25 protein-coding genes are annotated in these 24,376 nt (G+C 48.9%); 15 read left to right on the top strand and 10 right to left on the bottom strand.

All coding sequences use genetic code 11. From position 1 onward, the window contains the following. The first annotated feature begins 116 nt into the window (after positions 1-116). Entirely contained in the window at positions 117-320 is a 204-nt protein-coding gene (locus METH5_RS0100985) for a cold-shock protein (protein ID WP_013441419.1), read from the top strand. Positions 321-405: 85 nt separating this feature from the next. On the opposite strand, the gene icd is transcribed toward METH5_RS0100985, so the two are convergent. Beyond that, on the bottom strand, positions 406-1,644 hold the full coding sequence (gene icd / locus METH5_RS0100980) for an NADP-dependent isocitrate dehydrogenase (protein WP_369758894.1): 1,239 nt from the start codon (positions 1,642-1,644) through the stop codon (positions 406-408). A 10-nt stretch (positions 1,645-1,654) separates the two neighbouring features. Here icd and METH5_RS0100975 point away from each other — a divergent pair, with 10 nt between their 5' ends. Continuing rightward, positions 1,655-2,197, top strand: a complete 543-nt coding sequence (locus METH5_RS0100975; protein WP_029146734.1) for an rRNA large subunit pseudouridine synthase E — start codon at positions 1,655-1,657, stop codon at positions 2,195-2,197. A 3-nt stretch (positions 2,198-2,200) separates the two neighbouring features. Next, positions 2,201-2,905 (top strand): type 1 glutamine amidotransferase, encoded by a 705-nt coding sequence (locus METH5_RS0100970; protein ID WP_029146733.1) that lies wholly within the window; start codon positions 2,201-2,203, stop codon positions 2,903-2,905. A 12-nt stretch (positions 2,906-2,917) separates the two neighbouring features. Here the strand turns inward: METH5_RS0100970 and METH5_RS0100965 are convergent, their stop codons facing one another. Then, positions 2,918-3,790, bottom strand: a complete 873-nt coding sequence (locus METH5_RS0100965; protein WP_029146732.1) for a lysophospholipid acyltransferase family protein — start codon at positions 3,788-3,790, stop codon at positions 2,918-2,920. 108 nt (positions 3,791-3,898) lie between these two features. Here METH5_RS0100965 and METH5_RS0100955 point away from each other — a divergent pair, with 108 nt between their 5' ends. From METH5_RS0100955 to METH5_RS0100900, 11 genes are all read left to right on the top strand, one after another. Next, positions 3,899-4,681 carry a lipopolysaccharide kinase InaA family protein gene (locus tag METH5_RS0100955; RefSeq protein ID WP_029146731.1) on the top strand — a complete coding sequence of 261 codons (783 nt, stop codon included), beginning with the start codon at positions 3,899-3,901 and terminating at the stop codon, positions 4,679-4,681. A gap of 9 nt (positions 4,682-4,690) precedes the next feature. After that, a complete protein-coding gene (locus METH5_RS0100950; protein WP_029146730.1) occupies positions 4,691-5,506 on the top strand; it encodes a glycosyltransferase in 816 nt (271 codons plus the stop codon). After that, positions 5,503-6,378: a 2OG-Fe(II) oxygenase gene (locus tag METH5_RS0100945; protein WP_029146729.1), complete on the top strand. Its 876-nt coding sequence runs from the start codon at positions 5,503-5,505 to the stop codon at positions 6,376-6,378. Before METH5_RS0100950 ends, METH5_RS0100945 begins: the two co-directional genes overlap by 4 nt. Further along, entirely contained in the window at positions 6,363-7,844 is a 1,482-nt protein-coding gene (locus METH5_RS0100940; RefSeq protein WP_232410886.1) for a lipopolysaccharide kinase InaA family protein, read from the top strand. The genes METH5_RS0100945 and METH5_RS0100940 overlap by 16 nt, the downstream gene beginning before the upstream one ends. A gap of 33 nt (positions 7,845-7,877) precedes the next feature. After that, positions 7,878-9,614: a carbamoyltransferase gene (locus METH5_RS0100935; protein ID WP_029146727.1), complete on the top strand. Its 1,737-nt coding sequence runs from the start codon at positions 7,878-7,880 to the stop codon at positions 9,612-9,614. Between the two features lie 268 nt (positions 9,615-9,882). After that, complete coding sequence (gene edd / locus METH5_RS0100925; protein WP_029146726.1) at positions 9,883-11,697, top strand: phosphogluconate dehydratase; 1,815 nt, start codon at positions 9,883-9,885, stop codon at positions 11,695-11,697. 192 nt (positions 11,698-11,889) lie between these two features. Next, complete coding sequence (gene eda, locus METH5_RS0100920) at positions 11,890-12,519, top strand: bifunctional 4-hydroxy-2-oxoglutarate aldolase/2-dehydro-3-deoxy-phosphogluconate aldolase (protein WP_029146725.1); 630 nt, start codon at positions 11,890-11,892, stop codon at positions 12,517-12,519. 70 nt (positions 12,520-12,589) lie between these two features. Continuing rightward, positions 12,590-13,252 (top strand): HAD family hydrolase, encoded by a 663-nt coding sequence (locus METH5_RS0100915; protein ID WP_029146724.1) that lies wholly within the window; start codon positions 12,590-12,592, stop codon positions 13,250-13,252. Between the two features lie 10 nt (positions 13,253-13,262). Then, positions 13,263-13,955, top strand: a complete 693-nt coding sequence (locus METH5_RS0100910) for a hypothetical protein (RefSeq protein WP_029146723.1) — start codon at positions 13,263-13,265, stop codon at positions 13,953-13,955. Positions 13,956-13,961: 6 nt separating this feature from the next. Beyond that, complete coding sequence (gene rfaP, locus METH5_RS0100905; protein ID WP_081726677.1) at positions 13,962-14,783, top strand: lipopolysaccharide core heptose(I) kinase RfaP; 822 nt, start codon at positions 13,962-13,964, stop codon at positions 14,781-14,783. 11 nt (positions 14,784-14,794) lie between these two features. Continuing rightward, complete coding sequence (locus tag METH5_RS0100900) at positions 14,795-15,688, top strand: glycosyltransferase family 2 protein (RefSeq protein WP_232410885.1); 894 nt, start codon at positions 14,795-14,797, stop codon at positions 15,686-15,688. A gap of 35 nt (positions 15,689-15,723) precedes the next feature. Here the strand turns inward: METH5_RS0100900 and METH5_RS0100895 are convergent, their stop codons facing one another. The 5 genes from METH5_RS0100895 to rfaD are packed head-to-tail and all read right to left on the bottom strand — an operon-like array spanning position 15,724 to position 21,305. Next, complete coding sequence (locus tag METH5_RS0100895) at positions 15,724-17,265, bottom strand: hypothetical protein (protein ID WP_029146720.1); 1,542 nt, start codon at positions 17,263-17,265, stop codon at positions 15,724-15,726. After that, a complete protein-coding gene (waaF, locus tag METH5_RS0100890) occupies positions 17,252-18,262 on the bottom strand; it encodes a lipopolysaccharide heptosyltransferase II (protein ID WP_029146719.1) in 1,011 nt (336 codons plus the stop codon). Before waaF ends, METH5_RS0100895 begins: the two co-directional genes overlap by 14 nt. Then, positions 18,259-19,731 (bottom strand): D-glycero-beta-D-manno-heptose-7-phosphate kinase, encoded by a 1,473-nt coding sequence (gene rfaE1, locus METH5_RS0100885; protein WP_036307449.1) that lies wholly within the window; start codon positions 19,729-19,731, stop codon positions 18,259-18,261. The genes waaF and rfaE1 overlap by 4 nt, the downstream gene beginning before the upstream one ends. Beyond that, a complete protein-coding gene (locus METH5_RS0100880) occupies positions 19,731-20,291 on the bottom strand; it encodes an SIS domain-containing protein (protein ID WP_029146717.1) in 561 nt (186 codons plus the stop codon). The genes rfaE1 and METH5_RS0100880 overlap by 1 nt, the downstream gene beginning before the upstream one ends. A gap of 24 nt (positions 20,292-20,315) precedes the next feature. Further along, entirely contained in the window at positions 20,316-21,305 is a 990-nt protein-coding gene (gene rfaD, locus METH5_RS0100875; RefSeq protein WP_029146716.1) for an ADP-glyceromanno-heptose 6-epimerase, read from the bottom strand. A 293-nt stretch (positions 21,306-21,598) separates the two neighbouring features. On the opposite strand from rfaD, the gene METH5_RS0100870 reads away from it, so the two are divergent. After that, positions 21,599-22,156, top strand: coding sequence for a PEP-CTERM sorting domain-containing protein (locus tag METH5_RS0100870; protein ID WP_029146715.1), 558 nt, complete (start codon positions 21,599-21,601; stop codon positions 22,154-22,156). 256 nt (positions 22,157-22,412) lie between these two features. Here the strand turns inward: METH5_RS0100870 and METH5_RS15715 are convergent, their stop codons facing one another. From METH5_RS15715 to METH5_RS0100855, 3 genes are all read right to left on the bottom strand, one after another. Then, positions 22,413-22,613: a hypothetical protein gene (locus METH5_RS15715; RefSeq protein ID WP_051412795.1), complete on the bottom strand. Its 201-nt coding sequence runs from the start codon at positions 22,611-22,613 to the stop codon at positions 22,413-22,415. A 2-nt stretch (positions 22,614-22,615) separates the two neighbouring features. Next, the gene (locus tag METH5_RS0100860; RefSeq protein ID WP_029146714.1) at positions 22,616-22,876 is read right to left on the bottom strand and encodes a type II toxin-antitoxin system Phd/YefM family antitoxin; all 261 of its coding nucleotides are present in this window, start codon (positions 22,874-22,876) and stop codon (positions 22,616-22,618) included. 336 nt (positions 22,877-23,212) lie between these two features. Beyond that, the gene (locus METH5_RS0100855) at positions 23,213-24,367 is read right to left on the bottom strand and encodes a hypothetical protein (RefSeq protein WP_029146713.1); all 1,155 of its coding nucleotides are present in this window, start codon (positions 24,365-24,367) and stop codon (positions 23,213-23,215) included. Positions 24,368-24,376: the final 9 nt, after the last annotated feature.

The raw sequence follows: 24,376 nt of genomic DNA, 5'->3' as shown, positions 1-24,376 counted from the left end.
GGTTCAGGTTTTTTGTAGCCGTCTTTAAGTAAAGCAAAGCTTGTTAATTGCGACTTAAGTACTTGAGACAAACTTTTGGGGCGCCTCCCTGTTAAGTAAAAAAGTAAGGAAGTAAAATGGCAACAGGTACCGTAAAGTGGTTTAACGACTCTAAGGGCTTTGGATTCATTACTCCCGATGACGGCGGTGACGATTTGTTCGCGCACTTCTCCGCAATCGTTGAATCTGGTTATAAAAGCTTGAAAGAAGGTCAACGTGTCTCCTTTGATGTGACTGAAGGTCCCAAAGGTAAACAGGCCTCAAACATACAAAAAGCATAATTTGTGTTTTAGGGGTAAAAAATACAAAACGGCTCGCAAATGCGAGCCGTTTTTTTATATTTAAATCCAGGCCAGCGGCCAGAATTTATGCCATTTGTTTGATGATTTCATCACCAAACTCTGCGGTGCCTACTTGCGTTGCACCGTCCATCTGGCTGCTAAAGTCGCCTGTTACGCGCTTGCTGGCAATCGCTTTGGCAACACCGTTGAGCACCAGGTCAGCCGCTTCTACCCAGCCCATGTGACGCAACATCATTTCGGCTGATAAAATCAGTGAGCTTGGGTTAGCCAGGTTTTTACCAGCAATTTTAGGGGCTGTGCCATGGGTGGCTTCAAACATGGCAATGGTGTCACTCAGGTTAGCCCCTGGCGCGATACCAATGCCGCCCACTTGTGCTGCTAGCGCATCACTCATGTAGTCGCCATTGAGGTTAAGCGCAGCGACTACATCGTAATCTTCCGGGTGCAACAAAATTTCTTGCAAGAAGGCGTCAGCGATGCAGTCTTTAATGATGATGCCGTTAGGTAGTTTGCACCATGGGCCGCCATCAATCAGCTCTGCGCCAAACTCTTCTTTGGCCAGTTGATAACCCCAGTCACGGAAGCCACCTTCGGTAAACTTCATGATGTTACCTTTGTGGGTAATTGTCACTGATGTGCGGTTGTTATCAATCGCGTACTGAATCGCCTTGCGAATCAGGCGCTTGCTGCCATCAATCGAAACCGGCTTGATGCCGATAGAAGAAGCTTCCGGGAAGCGGATTTTTTTGCGCACGCCCATGTCGCTCAAAAAGTTGATGACCTTTTTGACTTCTTCGGTGCCCGCAGCCCATTCGATGCCGGCATAAATGTCTTCGGTATTTTCACGGAAGATCACCATGTCCGTTTTTTCCGGGTGTTTGACTGGGCTGGGCACGCCAGTGAAGTATTGGATAGGGCGCAGACAGACGTATAAGTCCAGCTCCTGGCGCAATGTGACGTTTAATGAACGGATGCCGCCACCGACAGGCGTGGTGAGCGGGCCTTTAATCGAAATGACATATTCTTTTAAGGCAGCCATGGTTTCATCGGGCAACCAGGTGTCTTTTTCATAGACCGCGGTCGATTTTTCACCGGCATAAACTTCCATCCAGGAAATTTTACGTTGGCCGCCGTACGCTTTTTCAACCGCAGTATCCACTACTTTGATCATGGGTGGCGTGATGTCGATACCAATGCCATCGCCTTCGATAAACGGGATAATAGGTTGGTCGGGAACATTTAGGGTATTATCAGCATTGACAATAATTTTGCTGCCAGTGGCTGGCACCTTGATTTTAGACATAGCGCTTTCCATGTTATTACTGTTTAACAAACCTTTTAATGTCGTGTGCCAATTCACTCCTCATGAAAAACACGCGACGCTCAAAGACTATATTTCGATTCCCAACGTGTATGCTGCCGGGCGGTTAGATACTGACTCCGAAGGATTGCTTATTTTAACCGATGATGGTGGATTACAACATCGTTTAAGTCATCCCAAACACAAACAGATCAAAACCTACTGGGCACAAGTCGAGGGTGTGCCTACACAAGCAGATTTGATGCCATTGCAACACGGTGTTGATCTCGGCGATTTTGTCACGCAGCCCGCACAGGTAAAAATCATCGCTGAACCTGACCAATTGTGGCAGCGGGAGCCGCCAATTCGTGAGCGAAAAAATATTCCCACCACCTGGCTAGAGCTTAAAATCAGCGAAGGCAAAAACCGTCAGGTGCGGCGCATGACCGCCCACGTGGGGTTTCCAACCCTGCGCCTGATTCGTTATGCGATTGGATCCTACACGTTGGACGGAATCTTGCTTGGGCAATATCAGGAAGTTAGTTTAGTAAGGTAAATCATGAAACCGGTGGTGATATTCAGGCACGCTTGCTGCGAGGGTGCTGGTTATTTGGGCACTTTTTTGGCGCGGCATGCCATTCCATGGTGCGAAGTGCGCATTGATAAAGGCGAGGCTGTGCCTGCGTCTATCGCGGATTACAGCGGCATTGTGCTGATGGGTGGCCCCATGAGTGTTAATGATGAGTTGCCCTGGATCCCGCCCTTGTTACACCTGATTCGCGAAGCCGTGCAGGAGGATGTGCCGTTGCTCGGACATTGTCTGGGTGGGCAATTGATGAGCAAAGCGCTGGGCGGTGTTGTCAGTAAAAACCCGGTTAAAGAGATTGGCTGGGGCGAAGTGCAGGTGGCTGATCATGCACTTGCCCGCGACTGGTTTGGCGAGCTCGATGGTTTTAACAGTTTTCACTGGCATGGTGAAACATTTACCGTGCCCGAAGGCGCCACGCATGTCCTATCCAGCGCTTATTGTGCCAACCAGGCTTATGTCATGGGTAAGCATATAGGCTTGCAGTGCCATATTGAAATGACGCCAGGCATGGTTAAAATCTGGACCGAGCAATGGCAAAGTGATATTGCCAGTGCCGCTGCCAGCCCGGCTGTGCAATCAGCTGACAGCATGCTGGCAGGGGTTGAAGCAGATTGCGAAGGCTTGCATCGGGTGGCCGATAAAGTATATAGCCGCTGGATTCAGGGCCTGGTTTAACGCACTGTTTAATTAAGGCTCAGGCTGGTTTTGTTGGCTTTTTGCTAGTTTGTGCAACGCGTAACGCCGTTGTTTGTGGCGGTTATACTGCCATAAATATTGGCTGGGGCAGGCGGCCACCTGGCGCTCAATCGCCTGATTTAACAGGGTGGGCGTGCTAATGTCTTCTATCCGCGTCAGATGAATATTAAATCCTTTGCCCGCGGGTAGCCGCTCGCCAAACGCCATGATAACCACGGCATCCGCTTTACTGGCCAGCTTGCTGGCTAAGCCCATGGTATACGCCGGTTTGCCAAAGAAATCTGCCCATTCGCCTTCACCCTGCCTGGGGATCTGATCTGGCAAAATGCCTATGGCCTGGCCTGCCTTTAAGGCCTGTAGCAATTTTTTAACGCCACTTGCATTGGCTGGCGCCATCTCCACATTGCCTTTTTGCCTGCCTTTGACCACCAATTCACTCAACCACTGCAGTTTTGGCGGTCGATACAACACGGTAATGGGTGCGCGTGCACCGTAATAAATCGAGGTGATTTCAAAACAACCCAAATGTGGGGTCAGAAAAATCAGGCCTTTATTGTGTGCCTGTGCGTCAGCGATATGTTGCCAGCCATACACTTGCTGTATCAATGGCAACAGCTTGGCGGATGGGTTGCCCCAGATGAAAAATGTCTCCAAAATGGCTTTGCCTGCTTCAATACGGCTGGTTTTGACCAATTGTTGCGCGTGTGTCTCGTTAGACGCCAACCCACTTTGCTGAATGTTCGCTAACGCAATATGATTGCTTTTGCGATCAAACAGATAAGACAGATAGCCAAAAAATACGCCTAATCTATGTACCCAGGGCAGTGGCAGGCGGGCGATGGTTTTGCAGAAAAACAGCAACATGAGGCTAATTTATAAACGCATTCTGTTAAAATTTGAGATTAACCCTTATGTTAACAAAATGTGGTTTAAAAACCCGCATTGGCATCAACTATTTCAGCACAATTAATTTTGGAACATTCCCTGAATCATTATCAAGACCCGGTCTACGAGGCCGCATTGCAAGGTCAAGGGCTGCACGCTTTTGAAGCCTGGTGGTCACGTGACATTGCCTGGTTTGAAGCGCCTAATCAGCGCCGTGGCGGCTGGAGCGGTGTCGGCAGGTTGGTGTTAGCGCGTGAGAATCAACCAGCACTCACCATGTTTGTTAAAAAGCAGCAGAATCACGGCCGCCGGACATGGCGCCATCCGCTGGCGGGTGAGCCAACGTTCAGGCGTGAGTTTGATCGTTTGCAGGCTTTGGCCAAGGCAGGTATCCCGGCGCCAAAGGTGCTGATGTATGCTGAGTCGCTAGAACAGGGAAATCAACGCGCTATTCTGGTTACCGAAAATCTACACGATTTTGTTGATCTGGAGCAGTTGTTGCCGACGATACTTACCCAGCCTGTAGCGCAACGCAGGCATTTGCTACGGGCAGTGGCGCAACAAGTGCGCCGTTTTCACGATTTAGGCTGGGTGCATCGCGCTTTATATCCCAAACATATTTTTGTCCGGCTTGATGATTCTGCGCCACAGGTTGCGCTGATTGACCTGGAAAAAGCCAGGCAAAGTTTAGGTGCCTGGCGTCGTGCGCAATTTGATTTGGCGGCATTGCACCGGCACACCGAAGGCTTGAATGGTTGCGATAGACTGTATTTTTTTAAGCAGTATTTACACGGTGATGCGTCTACGCGCCCTTTAGGCTGGTGTGATCGCCAGCTACTTAAGCGTATTACCAAACGTAGCAAGCGTTAACGGATAAACATGTCTATGGAACACTCTTTACCAAGATTCAGTATCGGGTTGGTCAATTATAAAACGCTGGATTTGACCCGAACCTGTTTGAATTTTTTGAAAAGCCATTTTGATAGCGGCGCGTTGGATGCCAGTGCGGTAGAGGTTTGGGTGGTAGATAACGACTCTGCCGATGACAGTACCGCTTATTTGCGTAGTCTGGACTGGATACATTTAATTGAACGCCCGTCACCTGGTAAAGAGCAAGGGTTTGCGGCGCATGGCGAAGGTCTGGATTTGATTTTGGCCGCGATCAATACTGATTATCTGTTTTTGATGCATACCGACACCTTTATTTACCAGCCGCAAATTTTTGCTGAGTGTTTGCAGCGCCTGCAACGCCAGCCGAATATTGCCGCGATTGGTTGTTTGCACCAGCTGAATCGCGGCCACCTGCGTTTGTTTTGGCGTGCATTGAACGGATTTTTTAAATATCACAGTCGCCGTTTGAAGCAGCGCATCGGCTTGCCTGCGCGTCAGGCCAAGCCATATATCGAGCCCTATATTAAAAGTTTTTTTGCCTTGTGGGACGTGGGCCTAATGAAAAAGCTGGGCTATCGTTTTTATATGGAACAGCAAATCCCAGGTTATGTACTGCAAGACAAACTGGCTGCGCAAGGGTATGTCATCGAGCGCATGTCGCCAGCCAGATTGTTCCGCTATCTTGATCATGTCGAGGCCGGCACAGTGGGCTTGGTGAGCGGTTATACGGCACAAAACCGCCGTTTGCAGCGCAAGCAGGCCATGCTTAAACAATTACAGTCACAGCAGGAAAATACACAATGACGATCTCAGATGGGGTGTTGCCGGTTGATATGGCACAGGGCTTTTCGTTAGATGCACGACAAGCCAAAGATATCGGCAGCTTGCTGGCAGAAGACTACGCGCAAGCGCAGCCTTTTCCGCACGCGGTGATCGACGATATTTTCCCCACGGCGTTTACGCAGTTGCTGCTGGACCACTTTCCGCAAGATGCCAAAACGCATGACAAAGTGTATGAAAAGGGTTATGGCGGCACACACAAGCGGCAGATTTCGCCCTACGATTGTGACGAGACATTACGCGCCGCCTTTGCCTTGTTTAACTCTGCACCTATGTTGCAATTTATCGAAGCTCTGACAGGAATGAAAGGGTTGTTGCCAGACCCGTATTTTGCTGGCGGTGGCTTGCATGAAACTTCGGCCGGTGGCTTACTCGGTATTCATGCCGATTTTCAAGTGAACGAAGGTTTGCAACTGTATCGCCGTGTGAATATGCTGGTGTATTTAAATCAGGATTGGCAGCCGGAATATGGCGGCAACCTTGAGTTGTGGGATAGGCAAATGCAAGCCAGGCAGCAGCAAGTGGCGCCTTTGTTTAATCGCTGCGTGATTTTTAATACCGATGCTGACAGTTTTCATGGCCATCCTGACCCGCTGACAACGCCAGAAGGCGTCACGCGCCGCTCAATTGCACTGTATTACTATCAGGCATTACCCATCCCTAACGAGCAGGGCGACTCACGACATACTTTATACGTGGCGAGACCGCAGGACGATGAGGCGACAAAATCGCAAGTGAAAAAAATGATGAAAAAACGCGATAAACGGGCGAAAAAGTTATTCGTGGGTGAAGCAAGCTGGCTGCAACAAGTGGCACAGTGGTGGAAGTCCCGCTAATGGTGGCAGTGTCTGACGCCATCATCGCGCCTGCTATGTGTGATGTTGTTGACCCGGCCACGGGCGCCATATTGCTGTCTGACCAGACGGCGCTGACACAGTTGGACGCCGTACGTATTTTGCCGCAACGGCGCTGGGTGTTTCGCGCGCAATGGGCTGGCAAAGCTGTATTTGCCAAGGTGTTTGTAGGTGCGCAGGCTGCAAAGTATGCGTCACGTGATGCGCAAGGTGTGCGCTGGCTGACCCAAGCAGGCTTAGCGACCCCTGCGTTGTTATGGCAGGGGCACTCTGCTGACCAGCGTGCCAGCGTGCTGATTTATGCTGCGATTGTGCCAGCAGACAATGCCGATGTGCTATACCGGACCTCATCTTCTACACAAGGCTTGCACTTGCTAAAGCAATTGGTGCACACCCTGGCTGCACAACATACCGCCGGGCTGGTACAAACAGATTTGCACCTGAAAAACTTTTTGCTGGCCGATGGCAAAGTATGGTCGCTAGATGGCGATGGTATTCAGCAAGCCACATTGAGCAAGCGCCAGGCTTATCGGCAGCTGGCAGAGCTGATTTCAAAAATACAGGTGCTGGACCAGCATGCATGGGTAGCGCCATTGCTGACGGCTTATGATACTGCGCGTGGCTGGCATGCAACATTGCCTGCTGCAACACTATTGCGCTGGGCTAAGCAACTTAAAGCGCAAGAGGTGGAGCGCTATGTGACGCGCAAAATCTTCCGCACCTGTAGTGATGTGATCTGGCAGCAATCCAGCCAAAGTGTACAGGCCGTGAGTACGGCTGGTGGTTTGCATCTGACCGACTTGCCCGCACTCGAAGTGGCGATGCATGTTGGTCAGGTGTTAAAGCCTGGCAATACTTGCACAGTGGCACATACGCATTTGCAAGATCAGTCTGTGGTGATCAAGCGTTATAATATCAAAGACTGGTTGCATGGCCTGAGCCGTGCCTGGCGCCCAAGTCGTGCGGCGTCGTCGTGGCGCAATGCACATCGTTTGCAATATTACGGCATGCTGACGCCACAACCGTTACTGATGTATGAGCAACGGTATTGCGGCATGCGCGGTCGTGCCTATTTTGTCTGTGCCTACAGCCCCTGGCCAGATGCGCAGGCCTTTTTTCAGCAGTGTACCGATGATGCTATGCGTGAGCGGGTTATCCACCAGTTGGTGACGCTGTGTTACCAGTGGTCTTTGCTCAAAGTGTCGCACGGCGACATGAAAGCCAGCAATCTGCAAGTCACAAACCAGGGCGAGATTGTCGTCATTGACTTAGATAGCATGCAGCAGCATCGTCGCAGCCAAATGGCTTTGCGCGCACATGCCAAAGATATCCGCCGCCTGCTGCAAAATTGGCAAGCCGATACTTCCCTGTATAATGCGCTGGTAAAGTCGTTTAGCCTGATTTATCAGGACCATACGCCACTCAGGCTGGCGGGCATTTCCCTTTAGTTATTTTCATTTGATCATTACGCGAGTTTCTGCATGATTGTTTTAGGTTTATCCGGTGCCTTGGGGCATGACGCCTCTGCTGCTATTTTAGTAGACGGCCACATCGTTGCTGCCGCCGAAGAAGAGCGTTTTATCCGCGACAAGCACGCCAAAAATCATTGGCCGTATGAAGCCGCCAAGTTCTGTATGCAGCAGGCTGGCATTACGCCAGACCAGGTTGATATGGTGGCTTTTCCTTATGGTGAAATTCCACTCACCTCTGCTGCGCGCTGGCACTATGCCAAACGTTACTGGTACGCCCCCGACCGTGCACTGGATGCTATTTTTAACGGTAACCGCCGTTTTCGTCGTAACCGGGACAAATCGCTCAAACTGATGGCCGACCTTGGGTTGACCAAAGCCAAGTATGTGCCGGTTGAACACCATTTGGCACATGCTTCCAGCGCTTATCATTTGAGCGGTTTTAAAGAAAAAACTGCCATTGTCGGCATTGATGGTAAAGGCGAATATGCCACCACTTTTTTTGGCTATGGCGAACATGGCAAGATCCACAAAATAAAAGAATTCTATGACCCGGATTCACTGGGCGGCCTGTATGGCGCCATCACCGAATACCTGGGTTTTGACATGCTGGATGGCGAGTTTAAAGTCATGGGCATGGCGCCCTATGGCGACCCGACAAAGTATGACTTAAGTCGTTTAGCCAAATTTGAAAACGGCGAGCTGGTTATTAATACCGAGTACGTCAACGTGGTGGGTTTGCGTCGCTACAAAGAAACCGACGCTGATGGTAAGTCTAAGGGCTATTACTTCACGCCCAAGTTGATTGAATGGTTGGGCCCCAAGCGTAAAGGGGATGAGATTGACGACCCTTATATTCATTATGCCGCGAGCATACAGCAGTTGCTGGAAACGATTGCGTTGCAGATGATTGAGTATTACCTGGGCGATATTATTCGTGAGACCGGCAAGATTGTGATGGCAGGCGGCGTAGCGCTCAATGTGAAGCTGAATCAGCGCATTATTTCCTTGCCGCACGTGAAAGAGTTATTTGTGCAGCCAGCTTCTGGTGATAATGGTACCAGCCTGGGTGCCGCGACCTATGCCGCACATTTGGCAGGTGAAACCATTCATAAAATGGAGCACGCATATCTCGGCCCCGCTTACACTAACGAAGAGTGTATTGCGGCCTGTGAAGCGCATCCGGCCAAACCGGTGTTTACCCGTGTGGAAGATGGTCCGCGCAAAGCTGCTGAGTTGCTGGCAGCCGGTCATCCGCTGGCCTGGCTGCAGGGTCGCATGGAGTTTGGGCCGCGTTCTCTGGGTTGCCGTAGTATTCTGGGCGACCCGAGTTTTCCTGGCGTGGCTGACCGCATTAATGCACAGATTAAATATCGTGAGCGCTGGCGGCCATTTTGCCCCAGCATGCTCGATCGCGTGGCGGTGGATATTCTGCAGACAGATCATCCGGCGCCTTACATGACATTTACTTTTGATGTGAATCCGGCCTGGAAGGCGCGTATTCCTGAGGTGGTGCATGAAGATGGCACGGCGCGCGCGCAAGTCGTTACCAAAGAGACTAACCCTCGTTATTACGCTCTGATTGAGCATTTGGAACAATTGCGAGGCAATGGCGTGGTGCTCAATACTTCACTTAACCGACGTGGTGAACCCATGATTTGCAGCCCGACCGATGCCTTGAATATGTTCTTTGGCTGCGATCTTGAGTATTTGATGCTGCAAGACATTCTGGTGACCAAGGCGGTTTAGGTCTTGATGCATGCCAGTTTGAGGCGCATGATTTTAAAACTGGCTGCGTCAAATGATTTATATTGTTTTAAGTCATTGAATTGTCTTAAAAAATGGCTTAAACAGGTAATTCAGTTTGACGTGATGCACCAGTTTGGCGATAATCGCAGGTAGGGAACCTGTTTGGATTCATATATATTACGACCCTAAACTGTGACTAAATAGCAAGTTCAAAGCAGTTCACCAGGATAGTTCATCAGGTAGTTAAAACACAGTTGAGCGATAGTCAATGAAACAATCTCACATTGAAGTAACAGAACGCATCATCGAGCGTAGCCGTCCGACACGTAAGGCTTATTTACAACGCATTGATGATTACCTTAACCGTGAAAAAGGCCCGGATCGTCTGGGCTGTGCCAACGTGGCACACGCGTTTGCGGCCATGCCACAAAACGACAAGTTCAAGATCTACGCTGAAAAACCGACCCATGTCGGTATTGTCACGGCCTATAACGAAATGCTGTCTGCGCATCAGCCTTATGTGAATTATCCGGATATTATTCGTGATGAAGCACGCAAACTGGGTGCTACGGTGCAAGTCGCTGGTGGCGTGCCTGCCATGTGTGATGGTATTACCCAAGGTGAACCAGGCATGGAACTCAGCCTGTTCAGCCGTGACACCATCGCTATGAGTACGGCGGTTGCTTTGTCCCATGACGTCTTTGACGCAGCCTTGCTGTTGGGCGTCTGTGACAAGATTGTGCCCGGCCTGTTGATTGGTGCACTGCATTTTGGCCATTTGCCCTGTGTGTTTGTACCTGCAGGCCCGATGAGCACTGGTATTGATAACACTTCAAAATCAAAAGTGCGTGAGAAATATGCGCAAGGTTTGTGTGACCGTGAAGAATTGCTGGCCAGTGAGTCTGCGGCCTATCACGGTGCAGGGACCTGTACATTCTATGGCACGGCTAACAGCAACCAAATGTTGCTTGAAGCGATGGGTTTGCACGTACCAGGCGCGGCTTTTATTCATCCGCATGATGGCATGCGTGACGATTTGACGCGCGAAGCGGTGCGCTTAGTGGTGCAAAGTGCTAAAAAAGAAAAATTTGTGCCGATTGGTCGCCTGGTTGATGAGCATGTCATCGTCAATGCCATGGTGGCTTTGCTGGCAACCGGCGGCTCAACGAACCACCTGATTCACTGGGTGGCGGTTGCTCGTGCCGCGGGCATTATTATTGACTGGACCGACTTCCACTATCTGGCCAAAGCAACGCCATTGCTGGCCAGTGTTTACCCGAACGGTAAAGCCGATGTGAATGAATTCCAGACCGCTGGCGGCCCTGGTTTCGTGATTCGCGAACTGATTGAGGGTGGTTATATGTACCCCGATGTTTACACCGTGAGCGGTGGCGGCATGCGTGACTACGGTAAAAAGCCTGAAAAACAGGCAGATAAACTGGTTTGGACCGATTACCCGGCCGAGAGCGGCGATGAAACCATTGTACGTACAGCGGCACATCCTTTTAATGAGTCTGGCGGCTTGCGCTTACTCAAAGGCAATTTGGGTCGCAGTGTGATCAAGATTTCTGCCGTGCCTGAAGATAGGCATATTATTGAAGCACCAGCGATTGTGTTTGATGCACAAGAGGAACTGCTGGCAGCCTTTGACCGTGGCGAGCTGGAAAGAGACTTTATTGCAGTGGTTCGTTTTCAGGGCCCTAAAGCCAATGGTATGCCAGAGCTGCATAAACTGACACCACCACTGGCCGTGCTGCAAAACAAAGGTTTCCGTGTGGCGATTGTGACTGATGGCCGCATGAGTGGTGCTTCAGGCAAAATTCCGGCAGCCATCCACCTGAGCCCTGAAGCCAGTGCTGGCGGTGCAATTTCTAAAATCCGCAATGGTGACATTATTCGCCTGAACGGGACGGTTGGTCAGTTGAACGTGCTGGTCGATGAAGACACCTGGGCCGAGCGTGAAGCAGAAGGCCTGAGTGACGCTAAACGCCATCACAATGCGCATGGCCTGGGCCGCGAATTGTTTGGCGGGATGCGCCGCAATGTGCTGTCTGCCGAAGAGGGCGCGGTCACCTGGCTGTAAACTTTGCAAATCAAGCGCTAACTTTGTTGTACTCGCTTGCCGTACTATGTGTACTGTCTGCGCTCGTACGTCGCGTTATCGCTTGATTATCAAAGTTTAATCGAGTAATTAATGATGAAAAAAATACTTCTTTAAGTTCTTGTTTTCAATGTACTTGAAGCTCCTGAAATTTTATACAAACTGATAGAGATTATGAGCACACTAGATTTAGCTAACCATGGCCCGGTGATTCCGGTGATCGTCATCAACAAAGTGGAAGATGCTGTGCCGATGGCAGAAGCCTTGCTTGCAGGTGGCGTTAAAGTGCTGGAAGTGACTTTGCGCTCACCAGTCGCCCTGCAAGCCATGGAGCAAATTGCCAAGCACGTGCCTGACGCAATTTTAGGCTCCGGTACCGTGCGTAACCTGAAAGATGCACAAGCCTCTAAAGATGTTGGTTGTCAGTTTGCCGTGAGCCCAGGTTACACTACTGAGTTGGGTCAGTTTGCGCGTAAAATTGGTTTGCCATTGCTGCCAGGCGTGTCTACTGGCTCTGAAATCATGATGGCCAATGCCGATGATTACTACTTTCTTAAACTGTTCCCGGCCGTAGCTGTGGGTGGTATCAACCTGCTCAAAGGCTTTGCTGGCCCATTTGCAGATGTGAAGTTTTGCCCGACCGGTGGTGTGAGTGTTGAAAGTGCACCACAATTTCTGGCATTACCTAACGTCGTGGTTTGTGGCGGCACCTGGTTAACACCTGCCGATGCGGTTGCCAATAAAGACTGGGCGCACATCACTAAACTTGCAAAAGAAGCCTCAGCGATTGTGGCGGCTAAATAAGCGAATCGCTGACTCAAATCGTCTATAATGAAGGCTTGTAGCAATACAAGCCTTTTTTATTACCTAGCCTATGTCCCAACGCCCAGACCTTTCAATATACAAAACTATCGTCCTAGATTGCGATGGGGTTGTGCTCAATAGTAATCAGACCAAAGTCGACGCCTACTACAATACAGCTAAACGGATGGGCGGCAGTGATGCACAAGCGCAAGCTTTCGTGGATTACCATATCAAGCTGGGCAGTATTCCGCGCAACGATAAAATTCGTTACTACATTACCGAGATCATTAAGCAACCACTTACCCCTGAGCTGTTTCAGGCGTTTATGGATACCTTTACAGTGATTCTGGATGAAACCCTGATGCAATGTGAAGTTGCACCTGCCTTGCCCGATTTGAAGCAAAAAACGGCGCAAGCCAAATGGATGCTGATGTCTGGCGGTGATCAGGAGGAACTCAGGAATATTTTTCCGCGGCGGGGTCTGGATACCTTATTCGAACTGGGTATTTACGGCGGCCCGACCAAGAAAAACGAGCATTTGGCGCGCCTGATTGCCGATGGCAGCATACAGTTTCCGGCCTTGTTTATTGGCGATAGCCGGTTTGACCATCAGGCATCTACAGGTGCGGGGCTAGATTTTGTCTTTTTGAGTGACTGGACCGATATGCCGGATTGGCAGGCATACTGCAGCGCACATCAGGTGACAGTCGTGCCGCATATGCATGCTTTGTAAAGCAGGTGCTATGCTGAGTCTTCTCTATACGCCTAGCCAATTGCTGACTGACGACGAGTTGCAGCAAGCTTGTCGTGATGGCGTCGTGATCGAGCAGGATCCGCGAGGTCCCAAAGTCATTCAATTGGCCAATGGTGATTTTCTCAAGATTTTCCGTGCCCGCAGGCTGTTGAGTGGCGCCCGTTTGTATTCTCACGCCCGGCGTTTTTACCGGAATGCGCAACGCTTGCAGCGTCTGCAGGTTCCGACCGTGACGATGAAATCGTTATATCATTTGCCTCAGGCCGGCCATACGGCGGTGATTTATCAACCATTGGCGGGTCAAACGTTGCGCCAGTTAATCGCCAGTGATTTGCCCAGGCTGTATCCATTGGCCAGCAAACTTGGTAATTTTTTGGCAACACTGCATGATAAAGGCGTGCATTTTCACTCTTTGCATAGCGGTAATGTTTTGCTGATGCCCAACGACGAGTTTGGTTTGATCGATGTGTCTGATATGACGATTTACCCATGGCCACTGATGTGTGCCACGCGTATTCGCAGTTTTGTGCGCTTAGGCAAATACCATGCAGAAATGACCGTATTAGATGCCACATTCTGGCAAGCAGTGATGCATGGCTACCAGCAAGTGTCGGCAAAAGCACGCCATTGCGGCCCGCGTATTTTTTCAACCATTGATTATTTGCATGGGCCATCTGCCTGAGTTCGCATGACTGACAACCAATCACCTTCTGAAGTGTATTTAGAGCCAGGCTATACGCCTGGCATTAATCGTTTTGAGGATTGGATGGCATTGCAGGGCGAAGTGTTTCGCGCGGTGAAAGATAGGCAGACACACAAGGTAACGCTTAATGGCGAGTCTGTGTTTATTAAAAAACATTATGGCGTCGGCTGGGGTGAGATTCTCAAAAATCTGTTTAGCCTGAAGTGGCCGGTGTTAGGCGCGCGTAATGAATGGCAGGCAATACATCTGTTAAACAAGATTGGCCTTGCGACCACCCCTTTGCTGGCTTATGGTGAGCGTGGCTGGTGTCCTGCTTCTAAACAATCCTTTGTTGTGACCCGCGACCTGGGGGATATTGTGACACTGGAAACCCTGTGTGAGTCGTGGGAAAAAGAGCCGCCACCATTACAACTCAAGCGCCAGTTGATTGCCAGCGTCGCAGCGCTTGCGCGCCGTTTTCATGGACATGGTATGTGGCATAGAGACTTTTATCTGTGTCATTTTGCTTTGCAGAGGTCTGCACTAGCCGTGCCACAGCCACAACTGCATTTAATGGATTTGCACCGAGTCGAAATACATAAACAGCTGCCTGCAAGTAAACGCCTGAAAGATTTGGCAGGGTTATATTTCTCTGCCCTGCATATTGGCCTGACGCAGCGCGATGTATTACGCTTTCTCAAAGGTTATTATCAGCAACCATTGCATCAGATCTTTACGCAACGCCACTTTCTGCGTGCGGTCGCGCGTCGCGCACATGAGCTGGATGCCAAGTTTCAACGCAAGCGGCAAGCGGGAGTGGCAATGTAATGGAGAGCAGCGTGCGTTTGCAACCGGAAGTGTCAATACTGATGGTTAATTATCATACCGTGGCTGAGTTAAGACATTGCCTGCAATCACTCTCTGCACAGCAGAATGTGACTTATGAGGTCATTATTGTTGATAACTCGGGTGACCAGGGTGAGCAGCAGCAGTTGCAAGCATTGCATGATGACCATGTGCGCTGTATTTTTAGCCAAGAAAACCTGGGATTTGGTCGTGCCAATAATCTGGCAGCGAATCATGCCAATGCCGAATTAGTGTTGATTCTGAATCCTGATACCGTTTTACAAGAGGCAACGCTGTTGCGTCGTTACATAGACCGTTTCAAGTCGGGTAGTGATGCGATGTTGGCCCCTTTAATTGTTGAGTCTTCAAAACACAAAGTAGTGTATCCACGCAAGCGATACCCTTCGCAGGGGCTCTGTCAAAAAACAGACTTTTCCAGACTGGCTGGTAGCGTTGCCTGGGTATTAGGCGCATGCATGATGATGTGGCGTCAGGATTATTTAAGCATTGGTGGCTTTGATAGTGACTATTTTATGTACGGCGAAGATGCCGATATATGCTGGCGTATCCGTGCTGAATTAGGAGCGATTGGATTTGACCAGACGCTGGCTGTGCAGCATATTGGTGGCGCGAGCGAGAAGCAGGCTGCCAGCCTGTCGAAATGGATGCGCAAACGACAAGGGCAATATTTGTTTTTTAAAAAACACTATCACGCTGATGATGTATTGCGCATTGCATTAAAACAACGGGCAAGAGCGAGCTTTAAGTTGGCTAAAAATGCCTTGCTGAATCTTTGGTTTGGCGCCACTTCGCGTCGTCTTGATGACGATGCACGTGCCACGGCAACACTTGCGGTGACAGCAGAGCTTATTTCGAACCACCGCTGAGTGGTTGGTCGTAAGTTGTTGATTTCAGGTCTCGCTTATTGCTCCGGGGTGCGTTGGTAAATCAGCACCTTGGATTTTTTTCTCCAACCATAGAGCGTCTTAATCTGCCGGAACTGTGGGCTGAGCTTGTGCTGAATCGACTGTTCATAGCCATCATGGTCGTGAGCGACGGTGATCATCAAATAAGTGTAGTCTGTGATTTTGCCATTGTTGAGTAAAGACTCCACCAGTTTATGCGATGGTATGCGGTCTAAAAACGGTTGGTGTGCGTAAAAGCGCGCATTTTCGGTGTCGTATAAAACAGGCTGCTGATGCGTATTGATGGTTTGCAGGTATTCTACGGCGACTCTGTCCAGATCTGTTTTATCAAAGTCGTGCAGATTGGCTATGAGCATGCCCGCCATGAGCAATAGTAAGCCACGCTTTCCCCATCTGGTTGCTTTTTTATACAGATACTCAGCACAGAAGGCTGCGATGACCAGCATGACGATGCCTGAAGCAATCACATAACGGCTCGATAGAACAAATGCATTGATAATGATCAGCACGCTGGTGACAAAGCCCACTGTGAGGTGCAGGCTAAACAATTGTCGTGCCTGATGATGCATATGCCACCAGGCTTTTTTACCGGCGATCAGCCCCAACAGCACTGGCCAGCCAGTCACTTTCAGGGTTTTACTTAGTGTAATCATGATCAGCACACTCCAAATAGCAAAGTCGCTGTAATTGGCCAGGTGGTGGCCGAGAATCTGTTTTCCGATCAGGTCAGCTTTGTTCTGTATAAATTGCAGACGCTCGATAAAGCCCTGTTTTAGCAGGTAAATAATCTCTTGCAGGCGACCAAGATGCGCGATCTCCACAAGGCCCAGAATCACGGCTGTACTCAAGAGCAGCCCACCGCACAGCGGTATGCTGATGCCATGCACAGTTTTATACAGTCGTTGACGTAATGGCTGTGCATGGCTTGCCAGGATAGACAGTGGCAATATAAAGTAAACGATCGCTTCCAGGCGAAACAGCATGGCAATAAGAATGGCCACTTGAAAGTAATACGCATCCATCATTTTGCCACGCTGCATGTAACGTAGCATAAACAGTAATGCCCAGGTCAGGCATGCCCAAAAGCCTTCGTCGCGCAGCAGCATCCCCAAAATGTCGCCAACGATATATTGGGTAGACAGCAAAAGCAGCCCGCCCCACCACATCGTTTTAAGGGTCCCGCCCGCTTGCAGTATCAGTAATGCAAAGCCCCAGCTAAACAGGCTAAACAGCACTATATTAATCACTTGAGCTGTCGTATGAATGTCTAATCCACTGCCAAGATGGCCGAGTGCAAGCATTGCCGGATATAACAACCAGGGAAATAGTGTGTAAGCGGCCTGCCATTGCCCCTCTGCAAGCAAGCGGGCGACTTCGAAGTAGAGTAGGGAGTCGTCGTTGACCCAGCCATGTTGTACATAAGTAATGCGCCAGGCCACCAATGCAGACAATGCTACCAAAACGGCGATGTACTGCTGTGGTTGCAGGGCGCCGATATAATGCTTGGCTTTGGCGATCAATGAGTTAATGGCTGACATGGATATCGGCGAGTATCGTAGAGGGTGAAATCTGCTTTAAACAGTTTAAATGGCCCAGCGGGCAAACGCGCTCAAAACAGGGGCTGCATGATAGCCCCAAGTATTGCACCACTGCAGCAGGATGCATGGGCGGCGTGTGTTTGGGGTCAGACGAGCCGTAAATTGCAATCAGCTTTTTATCGAGTGCAGCAGCCACGTGCATCAGGCCAGAGTCGTTGCTGATGACGGTGTGGCAGAGTGACATTAAATCAATCGCTTCGCCCAGCTTGGTTCTGCCAGCCAGATCGACACAGCGTTGTTGTGTGTGCTGCTGAATCGTTGCCGTGACCGGCTTGTCTTTCTCTGAGCCAAATAACCAGACTTGCCAGCCTTGATTCAGCGCATGATTAGCAACCTCTGCATAGTATTCTGCAGGCCAGCGCTTGGCTTCGCCATACTCAGCACCCGGGCACAGTCCCAGCACCGGCTGGCCTGTGCCTTGTATATGCAATGTTGGTAACAGCCGTTGCGCCTGCATAGCGTCAGCCCGTAGTGCCGGTTGCGGTAACTGGACAGGGAGCTGCTTAGTGTTAGGCAAGCCCAGTGCAACAAAGCGCTCGACGGTTTTTTTGAGAACCGTTTTATCCAGTGGGCGCATATCATTCACTAGCCCATAGCGCATTTCACCTTTAAAGCCAGTACGCACCGGAATATTGGCGGCCCAGGGCAGAATCGCAGATTTCAGGCTGTTAGTGAGTAAAATGGCCTGGCTAAAGCCTTGTTTGGCTAGTTGCTTGCCCAGCTTGAAGCGTTCGCGCAATGCCAGGTCACCATGTTTAAAGGGCAGGGCGATGGCCTCGGAGACTTCCGGCATTCTTTCCAGCAACGGTAGAGTCCAGGCGGGCGCTGCGACTGTGATCTGGCAGTCGGGCTGCTCGATTTTGAGCTGCTTGAACAGGCTTTGTGCCAACACCATGTCACCTACCCATGACGGGCCCATCACCAGTATTTTATTCATGCGTGCAATTTTTTAATCAGGTTGGTGGTGCTGCGGCCTTCTACCAGGTCAATCAGGGTAATTTCGCCGCCCCATGACAAGACTTCTTTGCCACCGACGACCTGCTCAGCCGTATAGTCACTGCCTTTGGCGATCACAGCTGGCTGAATCGCGTTGATTAGCCGGAGCGGTGTATCGTCATCAAACAGAATAACGGCGTCGATAGACTCCAGCGCCGCCAATACGCGCGCACGGTCTTGCTCGTTAACCACAGGCCGTGTCGGCCCTTTGAGGGCAGACACTGAACGATCAGTATTCAGGCCAAGAATTAATTTATCTCCACGCTTTTTGGCACCTTCCAGATAAGTCACATGACCAGCATGTAATAAATCAAAGCAGCCATTGGTAAAGACGATTTTTTGTCCTTGTTGTTTCCAGGTAGCCACTTTTTGCAGCAGCGCCGGCAACTCACATACTTTGTGTGCCTGTTCGCTGCCTTGTGCGCTGGCAATGGCGTCTATCAAGTCAGCTTTGGTGATGGGTACCGTGCCTACTTTGCCGACGACAACACCGGCGGCAATATTGGCGAGCGATAAACTATCCAGTGGGCTCAAACCATGCATCAGGCCCGCTGCCAGCGTTGCAATGACGGTATCGCCTGCACCAGATACATCAAACACTTGCTTGGCCGTTGCGCTTAAATGGTCGGTGCGGTCCGCAATCAGAGTAATGCCTTCTTCACCGCGGGTCACCGCCAAAAAGTCTAGCGACAAACGTGATTTAAGTGCTGTAGCTTTGTCTATGAGCGTCGCGTCGTTTACTTGTGTATCACAAGCTTCGGCAGTTTCTTTTTTGTTGGGTGTGAGTGCAGTAGCACCACGGTATTTATCATAGTTGCGCCCTTTAGGATCAACCAATACCGGAATCTGTTTGCTGCGGCAGTACTCAATCACATGCTGACATACCGGCTCTGTGAGCAAGCCTTTGGCATAGTCAGACAAAATCACCAGGGCAGGTTGTTGGGCAAGCGCTGCATTGATTGCCTCGGTGACTGTGCTAGATTCTATTGATGATAATTCAGTCGTGATTTCCTGGTCCAGCCGCATCATTTGTTGATGCCCGCCCAAAATGCGCGTTTTTGCGATGGTGGGGCGGGTGGCGGTGTGTATCATGGCCGAGGTGTCTATGCCACAGGCTTGCATCGCCGCCATTAATAACTGACCTTCGTTATCGGCACCGATCAGGCCGATCATACGGGTAGTGATGCCTAATAACGCCAAGTTTGCGGCCACATTGGCGGCACCGCCTGCGCGCTGCTGTTCTGATTTAATCAGCACCACCGGCACCGGCGCCTCAGGTGAAATACGGTTGACTTCACCCATCAGGTAGCGGTCCAGCATGACATCGCCAATCACCAGTGCGTGCTGCGTGCGTTCGCCAAAATGTGCAACCAGTGTTGCCATGTTGTTATTCAATGCCGTAGCAGTCATCAGGATTCCAGAATCTCACATAAGCAATGACCAATAAAAATATGCGCTTCCTGGATGCGTGCCGTGACGCTGGAAGGTACAACAATATTGTGTGTGCAAAGTGCATTCAGCTTGCCGCCACTCCCGCCGGTCAGGCCTATGGTCGTTGCGCCAATTTCGTTAGCGGCTTCAATCGCGCGCACCACATTGGCACTATTACCACTGGTGGTGAGGCCTATCAATATGTCTTCCGGGCGGCACAGCGCTTCCACCTGGCGTGCAAAAATATAGTCGTAGCCATAATCATTGCCGACCGATGTCAGGATAGACGTATCCGTCGTCAGGGCGATAGAAGGTAAACCTTTACGCTCTTTTTTAAAGCGTCCAACAATCTCGGCCGCAATATGCTGGCTATCCGCTGCGCTGCCACCATTGCCACACAATAAAATTTTACCGCCGCGCCCAATGCAGTCGCGTAACAGATTGCCGACATCACTAATCAGCGGAAACAAAGGCTCCAGCGCCTGAAACATCGCCACATGCGCAGCGTGCTCACCTTTAAGGTATTCAATATGGTTCATATCGCTCATCGTTGTTGAGGGAGGTTATGCGTAAGGGTCATCCTGCAGCAAATAGTTCTGCACGTAGTCCTTTACGCCTTCTTCCAGCGTGGTAAAAGGCTTTTTGTAGCCTGCCTGGCGCAGCTTTTGCATTTCGGCCTGGGTAAAGTACTGATACTTACCCTGTAAATCTTGTGGCATGTCTATATAGGTAATGTTGGGCTCACGCGCCATGCTGGTCATTACATTGGTTGCCAGGTCTTTAAAGCTACGTGCCTGGCCGGTGCCGATATTGTAAATTGCACTGGTGGCAGGCTTGTTTTTTAACGCTGCTTCTAAAAAGAACCCCATCACGTCAGCCACATCTTTAACATAGACAAAGTCACGCAGTTGCATGCCATCTTCTACGTCAGCCTTGGTGCCCTTAAATAGGCGCATGGTACCGGTTTCTTTAAACTGGTTAAAGGTGTGGTATGCCACGCTGGCCATGCGTTCTTTGTGATATTCGTTGGGCCCATAGACATTAAAAAACTTAAACCCCGCCCATGCTGGAGGCGTCACGTGTTTTTGCGCGACCTGTTCTAACACCCATTGGTCAAAAAAGTGTTTTGAGTAGCCATAGCCATTTAAGGGTCGCAGATTTTCAATGCTGGCATCGTCATAACCTTGCTCGCCACCACCATAAGTCGCCGCAGAGCTGGCGTAAAAAAACGGCACTTCATACTCAGCACACCACGACCACAAGTCCTGTGAGTAGTGCATATTATCTGCCACCAGCTTGTTAAAGTCGCGCTCGGTGGTCGCACTGATCGCACCCATATGAATCACCGCCGTGATGTCGTCGTTATCTTCCAGAAAGTCGAACAACTGATCTTTGTCCAGATACTCAGCATAATGCCTGTGCACCAGGTTTTGCCACTGGTTTTCGTGCGTAATGCGGTCAACAATCACCAGGTCTTGCCGACCCAGTTTGTTGTTCAAATGCCAGGCCATGATAGAACCAATCATGCCTGCACCACCGGTGATAATGATCATAGGGGAGTGATAAAAACATTAAAACGTGATTATAACGCGTAATAGGCGAGGGCTGGCAGAGGAATCAGCGCACTTTAAAAGTATAAAGTGCTGAGAGCATGTCTATTGTAGGTGCTGTTATTCGCTTATTCTTAAAGCTTTTGCTGGACGATTAAAACTAACCAATTAAATTGCAAAAAAGCTCAATCAATTCACAATGAATCCGCCTGACCAAGTGGGCTATAGACATGTTCCTATCATAAGCTTACAATCATTTTGCAATTATTATTAATATAAATTATTGGGAGGATATTATGAGGTTTTTGAAACAGCGCAGTATCGCTTTATCAGTGTTTGTTGGTTTATTTTCAACCAGTGTACTTGCTGATACTTTAGATTTCACAACGTTATCACAGGGGCCTCAAGGCTCGACCGTTCTAGTGTTCCCGCAGGCAACCATCACCTCTTTTGGGGCAGACTTTTATATTGGCGCGTCAGGGATAGCCAGTGAGATTTGCCCGCTGACGACAAGCACTAATTGTCAGGCAGATATGCAAGTTGACTTTACTTCAGCAGTGAATAGTCTCTCGTTTGTGCTTGCTGGTTACGATAGTGGTGACCATCTTGATATTAACATTTTCAGTGGCGCCACTTTACTCGGCACCATTGCAAGTGAAGCAAACGGTTTGGTCGATTTAAGCGCATATTCAAACATCACAAAACTGTATTTCGATGACTCCTCGACAGGGGCTGGCTTCAGTTACGATAAGTTCCAGTTTACTGTTGCAAACGTACCAGAACCTGAAACCTACGGTATGCTGTTGGCCGGGTTGGGATTGTTAGGGTTTGCTACACGTCGCAAACAAGCCTGATATTCAAACGATCTGTCGGTAGTAAAAAAAGCGTAATTCAATTACGCTTTTTTTATATCTATTGATTATCCATAAGGTTGAGCAGTTGGCTCCATTTAAGCTGATTTTAGTCAAATGAATCGCGATTTGCCTACTGATTAAAGAGTCTCTTCATCAAGTGGCTGATGAAATCTCTTTTTGTGCTGATAAACATGTGAATCAGAATGAAATCGCCATCAATCTCATAAAAAATCCTTGTCTGTCTGACCAGCCTGTATTAGATGTGATTGATCCCTAGTTCTTTTAATTCTTCAATCGGGCTTCCAGATTGAGGGTTGCTTTTAATGAGAGTGAAAGCCGTTTTATATTCATGATTGACCTCATTCCAGATCATGTCGCCAAATTCTCTTTTTACATACTGCTTGATCTCTTTAAATTCTTCCTTGGCGCTATCAAGAATCACAAAGTGGCGAGACACGATTAGTCATCCATTTCATTAAGAAACTGTTCTGCATCGCTGAACTTTCCTGCTTGAAACTCTTTTCTCCCTAGCGCAAGTAGCTTGAGCAGCGCCATCGTCTCCTTCTGCTTCTCATACTCATGAATGTCCATCACCACCATTTTGGCTTCACCATTCTGCGTGATGATGATGGGTTCAGGATTTTCAGCGAACTCTTTGACGATGTCTGCCGCACTGGTTTTCAGGTAGGTGATCGGCCGGATATTTTCTGCGAGTGACATGGCAACTCCTTAAATTTTTAAGGACAGAATAAGGATAAAATTTTGTCCTGTCAACGGTGGTGGCGTTTCTTAGGCTAGGTGCAACACTTTGGTTTTTATTAGGAAAGTCTTTAAAGTGTCATTGACAAGCAGTGAGCAGGGTGTAATCGCCCGTGGTGCGAGGTCACCATGCAATGGTATAGGCTTGTTAAATGTGGTGGACTGTAAGCAGGTCCGCCCTACGTGGGCTGCCAGTAGAATAAGCTTAGAAAAAGCCAGGGATAGTAGTAATTAAGATATTCGCGTGTCGTGTAGTTTTTTATAATGAATATGGCAAATTAACAATTTGTGTTTAGATTAAAAAGGCGGTGAGATTGCAGGAGCCAATTCACCGCCTAATTGATATTGCTCTAAGATTGGTCTAATACGTGACCAACGTGAGTATAGAGGTTCTAAATGCTCTAGCCCGATAAGAATTCCCAATTCGTCATATTGATGAACTGGTTCTGTTGCGCCGGGTTCGATGATCATCATGTTAGTAGCAATTGGATGTCCTAATGATCCTAGGGATCCTGAGATAGCTGCAAATGAATTTACTAAATGAGATCTTACTTGCTCTGGCGTTTTGGAGGCTTCCTCATTGATATCTTTCCTGAGAGCAATTTCCAGAACGCCCTTCGCAGTGAGAAACCGTGAATAGCTAATTGGATATTTAGGAGTGAAAAAAGTTTTGAGTCTTGCATCCGAGTAAAGCAGTGCAACATATATCCCAGTTATGTATTGGCGACGCAATAATTTTGACTTTTCTTGCCTCTTGATTTCCTCTGAGATTTCAAGCATTTCAAGAGATTTCAAAATAGAAAACTCCATAGTAGCTGAAACGTTTGTTGTACCCGAGCTGTCTGCATCCATTTCCAAAGTTCGAAGAGTTAAGTTTTCATCTTGTTCTGTTAGTGAGAATTCCTTGTAATAAGAGGATTTTTTAAAGCCTAGATGGCCATGAGTCATATGTGCGACTTCATGACCAATAATAAATAGTAGGGAGGCTTGATATCCCATGCATGACTTTGTTGCATTGATTGCCTCCTGGTAATCAATTGGGTTAAATAAAAAATCTTTGATTATGTCTAGTAAATATTTGCCTTGGTAGCTCGAATTCAGTTCGAGAGATGTTGTGCCAAGAAACTCTGATAATGATGGCAGGGTTTGTATTCTTAAATTTAAACCTAATAAATCATAGTACGCATTGCGGTCGACCAGTATCACAAACCTATTTTCGGATAAACGTACAACTTGAAAAGGCGCAGTTGAGCTGGCCACTGCATAATTTATAACAGCGTTGATATTTAATATTCGCATTAAATGAGCAATAATCCACTCCATATCGTGAATAATTGCATAGTAGTCTGCATCTGCTTCAGATTCTGTAAAAATCCAATTGGCAGCACAAATCTTCTTACCTAAGTTGACTAAATTTTTAACTTCCTCATCTGAGGCATAATGACTGGGCATAATTTGTTA

It is taken from the genome of Methylophilus sp. 5 (genome assembly GCF_000515275.1).
Classification (GTDB): Bacteria; Pseudomonadota; Gammaproteobacteria; order Burkholderiales; family Methylophilaceae; genus Methylophilus.
This window is presented reverse-complemented; position numbering and strand designations above follow the sequence as displayed.

Bases quoted from the DNA above. Each gene is read 5' to 3' on its own strand.
- rfaD (WP_029146716.1), bottom strand. From the start codon at position 21,305: ATGATCATTATCACCGGTGGTGCAGGCATGATTGGTTCTATCATGGCC.
- eda (WP_029146725.1), top strand. From the start codon at position 11,890: ATGAGCACACTAGATTTAGCTAACCATGGCCCGGTGATTCCGGTGATC.
- METH5_RS0100985 (WP_013441419.1), top strand. From the start codon at position 117: ATGGCAACAGGTACCGTAAAGTGGTTTAACGACTCTAAGGGCTTTGGA.
- METH5_RS0100935 (WP_029146727.1), top strand. From the start codon at position 7,878: ATGATTGTTTTAGGTTTATCCGGTGCCTTGGGGCATGACGCCTCTGCT.
- edd (WP_029146726.1), top strand. From the start codon at position 9,883: ATGAAACAATCTCACATTGAAGTAACAGAACGCATCATCGAGCGTAGC.
- METH5_RS0100965 (WP_029146732.1), bottom strand. From the start codon at position 3,790: ATGTTGCTGTTTTTCTGCAAAACCATCGCCCGCCTGCCACTGCCCTGG.
- METH5_RS0100860 (WP_029146714.1), bottom strand. From the start codon at position 22,876: ATGTCACTCGCAGAAAATATCCGGCCGATCACCTACCTGAAAACCAGT.
- icd (WP_369758894.1), bottom strand. From the start codon at position 1,644: ATGTCTAAAATCAAGGTGCCAGCCACTGGCAGCAAAATTATTGTCAAT.
- METH5_RS0100915 (WP_029146724.1), top strand. From the start codon at position 12,590: ATGTCCCAACGCCCAGACCTTTCAATATACAAAACTATCGTCCTAGAT.
- METH5_RS0100855 (WP_029146713.1), bottom strand. From the start codon at position 24,367: ATGCCCAGTCATTATGCCTCAGATGAGGAAGTTAAAAATTTAGTCAAC.
- METH5_RS0100910 (WP_029146723.1), top strand. From the start codon at position 13,263: ATGCTGAGTCTTCTCTATACGCCTAGCCAATTGCTGACTGACGACGAG.
- METH5_RS0100870 (WP_029146715.1), top strand. From the start codon at position 21,599: ATGAGGTTTTTGAAACAGCGCAGTATCGCTTTATCAGTGTTTGTTGGT.
- METH5_RS0100970 (WP_029146733.1), top strand. From the start codon at position 2,201: ATGAAACCGGTGGTGATATTCAGGCACGCTTGCTGCGAGGGTGCTGGT.
- rfaE1 (WP_036307449.1), bottom strand. From the start codon at position 19,731: ATGACTGCTACGGCATTGAATAACAACATGGCAACACTGGTTGCACAT.
- METH5_RS0100895 (WP_029146720.1), bottom strand. From the start codon at position 17,265: ATGTCAGCCATTAACTCATTGATCGCCAAAGCCAAGCATTATATCGGC.
- METH5_RS0100880 (WP_029146717.1), bottom strand. From the start codon at position 20,291: ATGAACCATATTGAATACCTTAAAGGTGAGCACGCTGCGCATGTGGCG.
- rfaP (WP_081726677.1), top strand. From the start codon at position 13,962: ATGACTGACAACCAATCACCTTCTGAAGTGTATTTAGAGCCAGGCTAT.
- METH5_RS0100950 (WP_029146730.1), top strand. From the start codon at position 4,691: ATGTCTATGGAACACTCTTTACCAAGATTCAGTATCGGGTTGGTCAAT.
- waaF (WP_029146719.1), bottom strand. From the start codon at position 18,262: ATGAATAAAATACTGGTGATGGGCCCGTCATGGGTAGGTGACATGGTG.
- METH5_RS0100945 (WP_029146729.1), top strand. From the start codon at position 5,503: ATGACGATCTCAGATGGGGTGTTGCCGGTTGATATGGCACAGGGCTTT.
- METH5_RS0100975 (WP_029146734.1), top strand. From the start codon at position 1,655: ATGTTATTACTGTTTAACAAACCTTTTAATGTCGTGTGCCAATTCACT.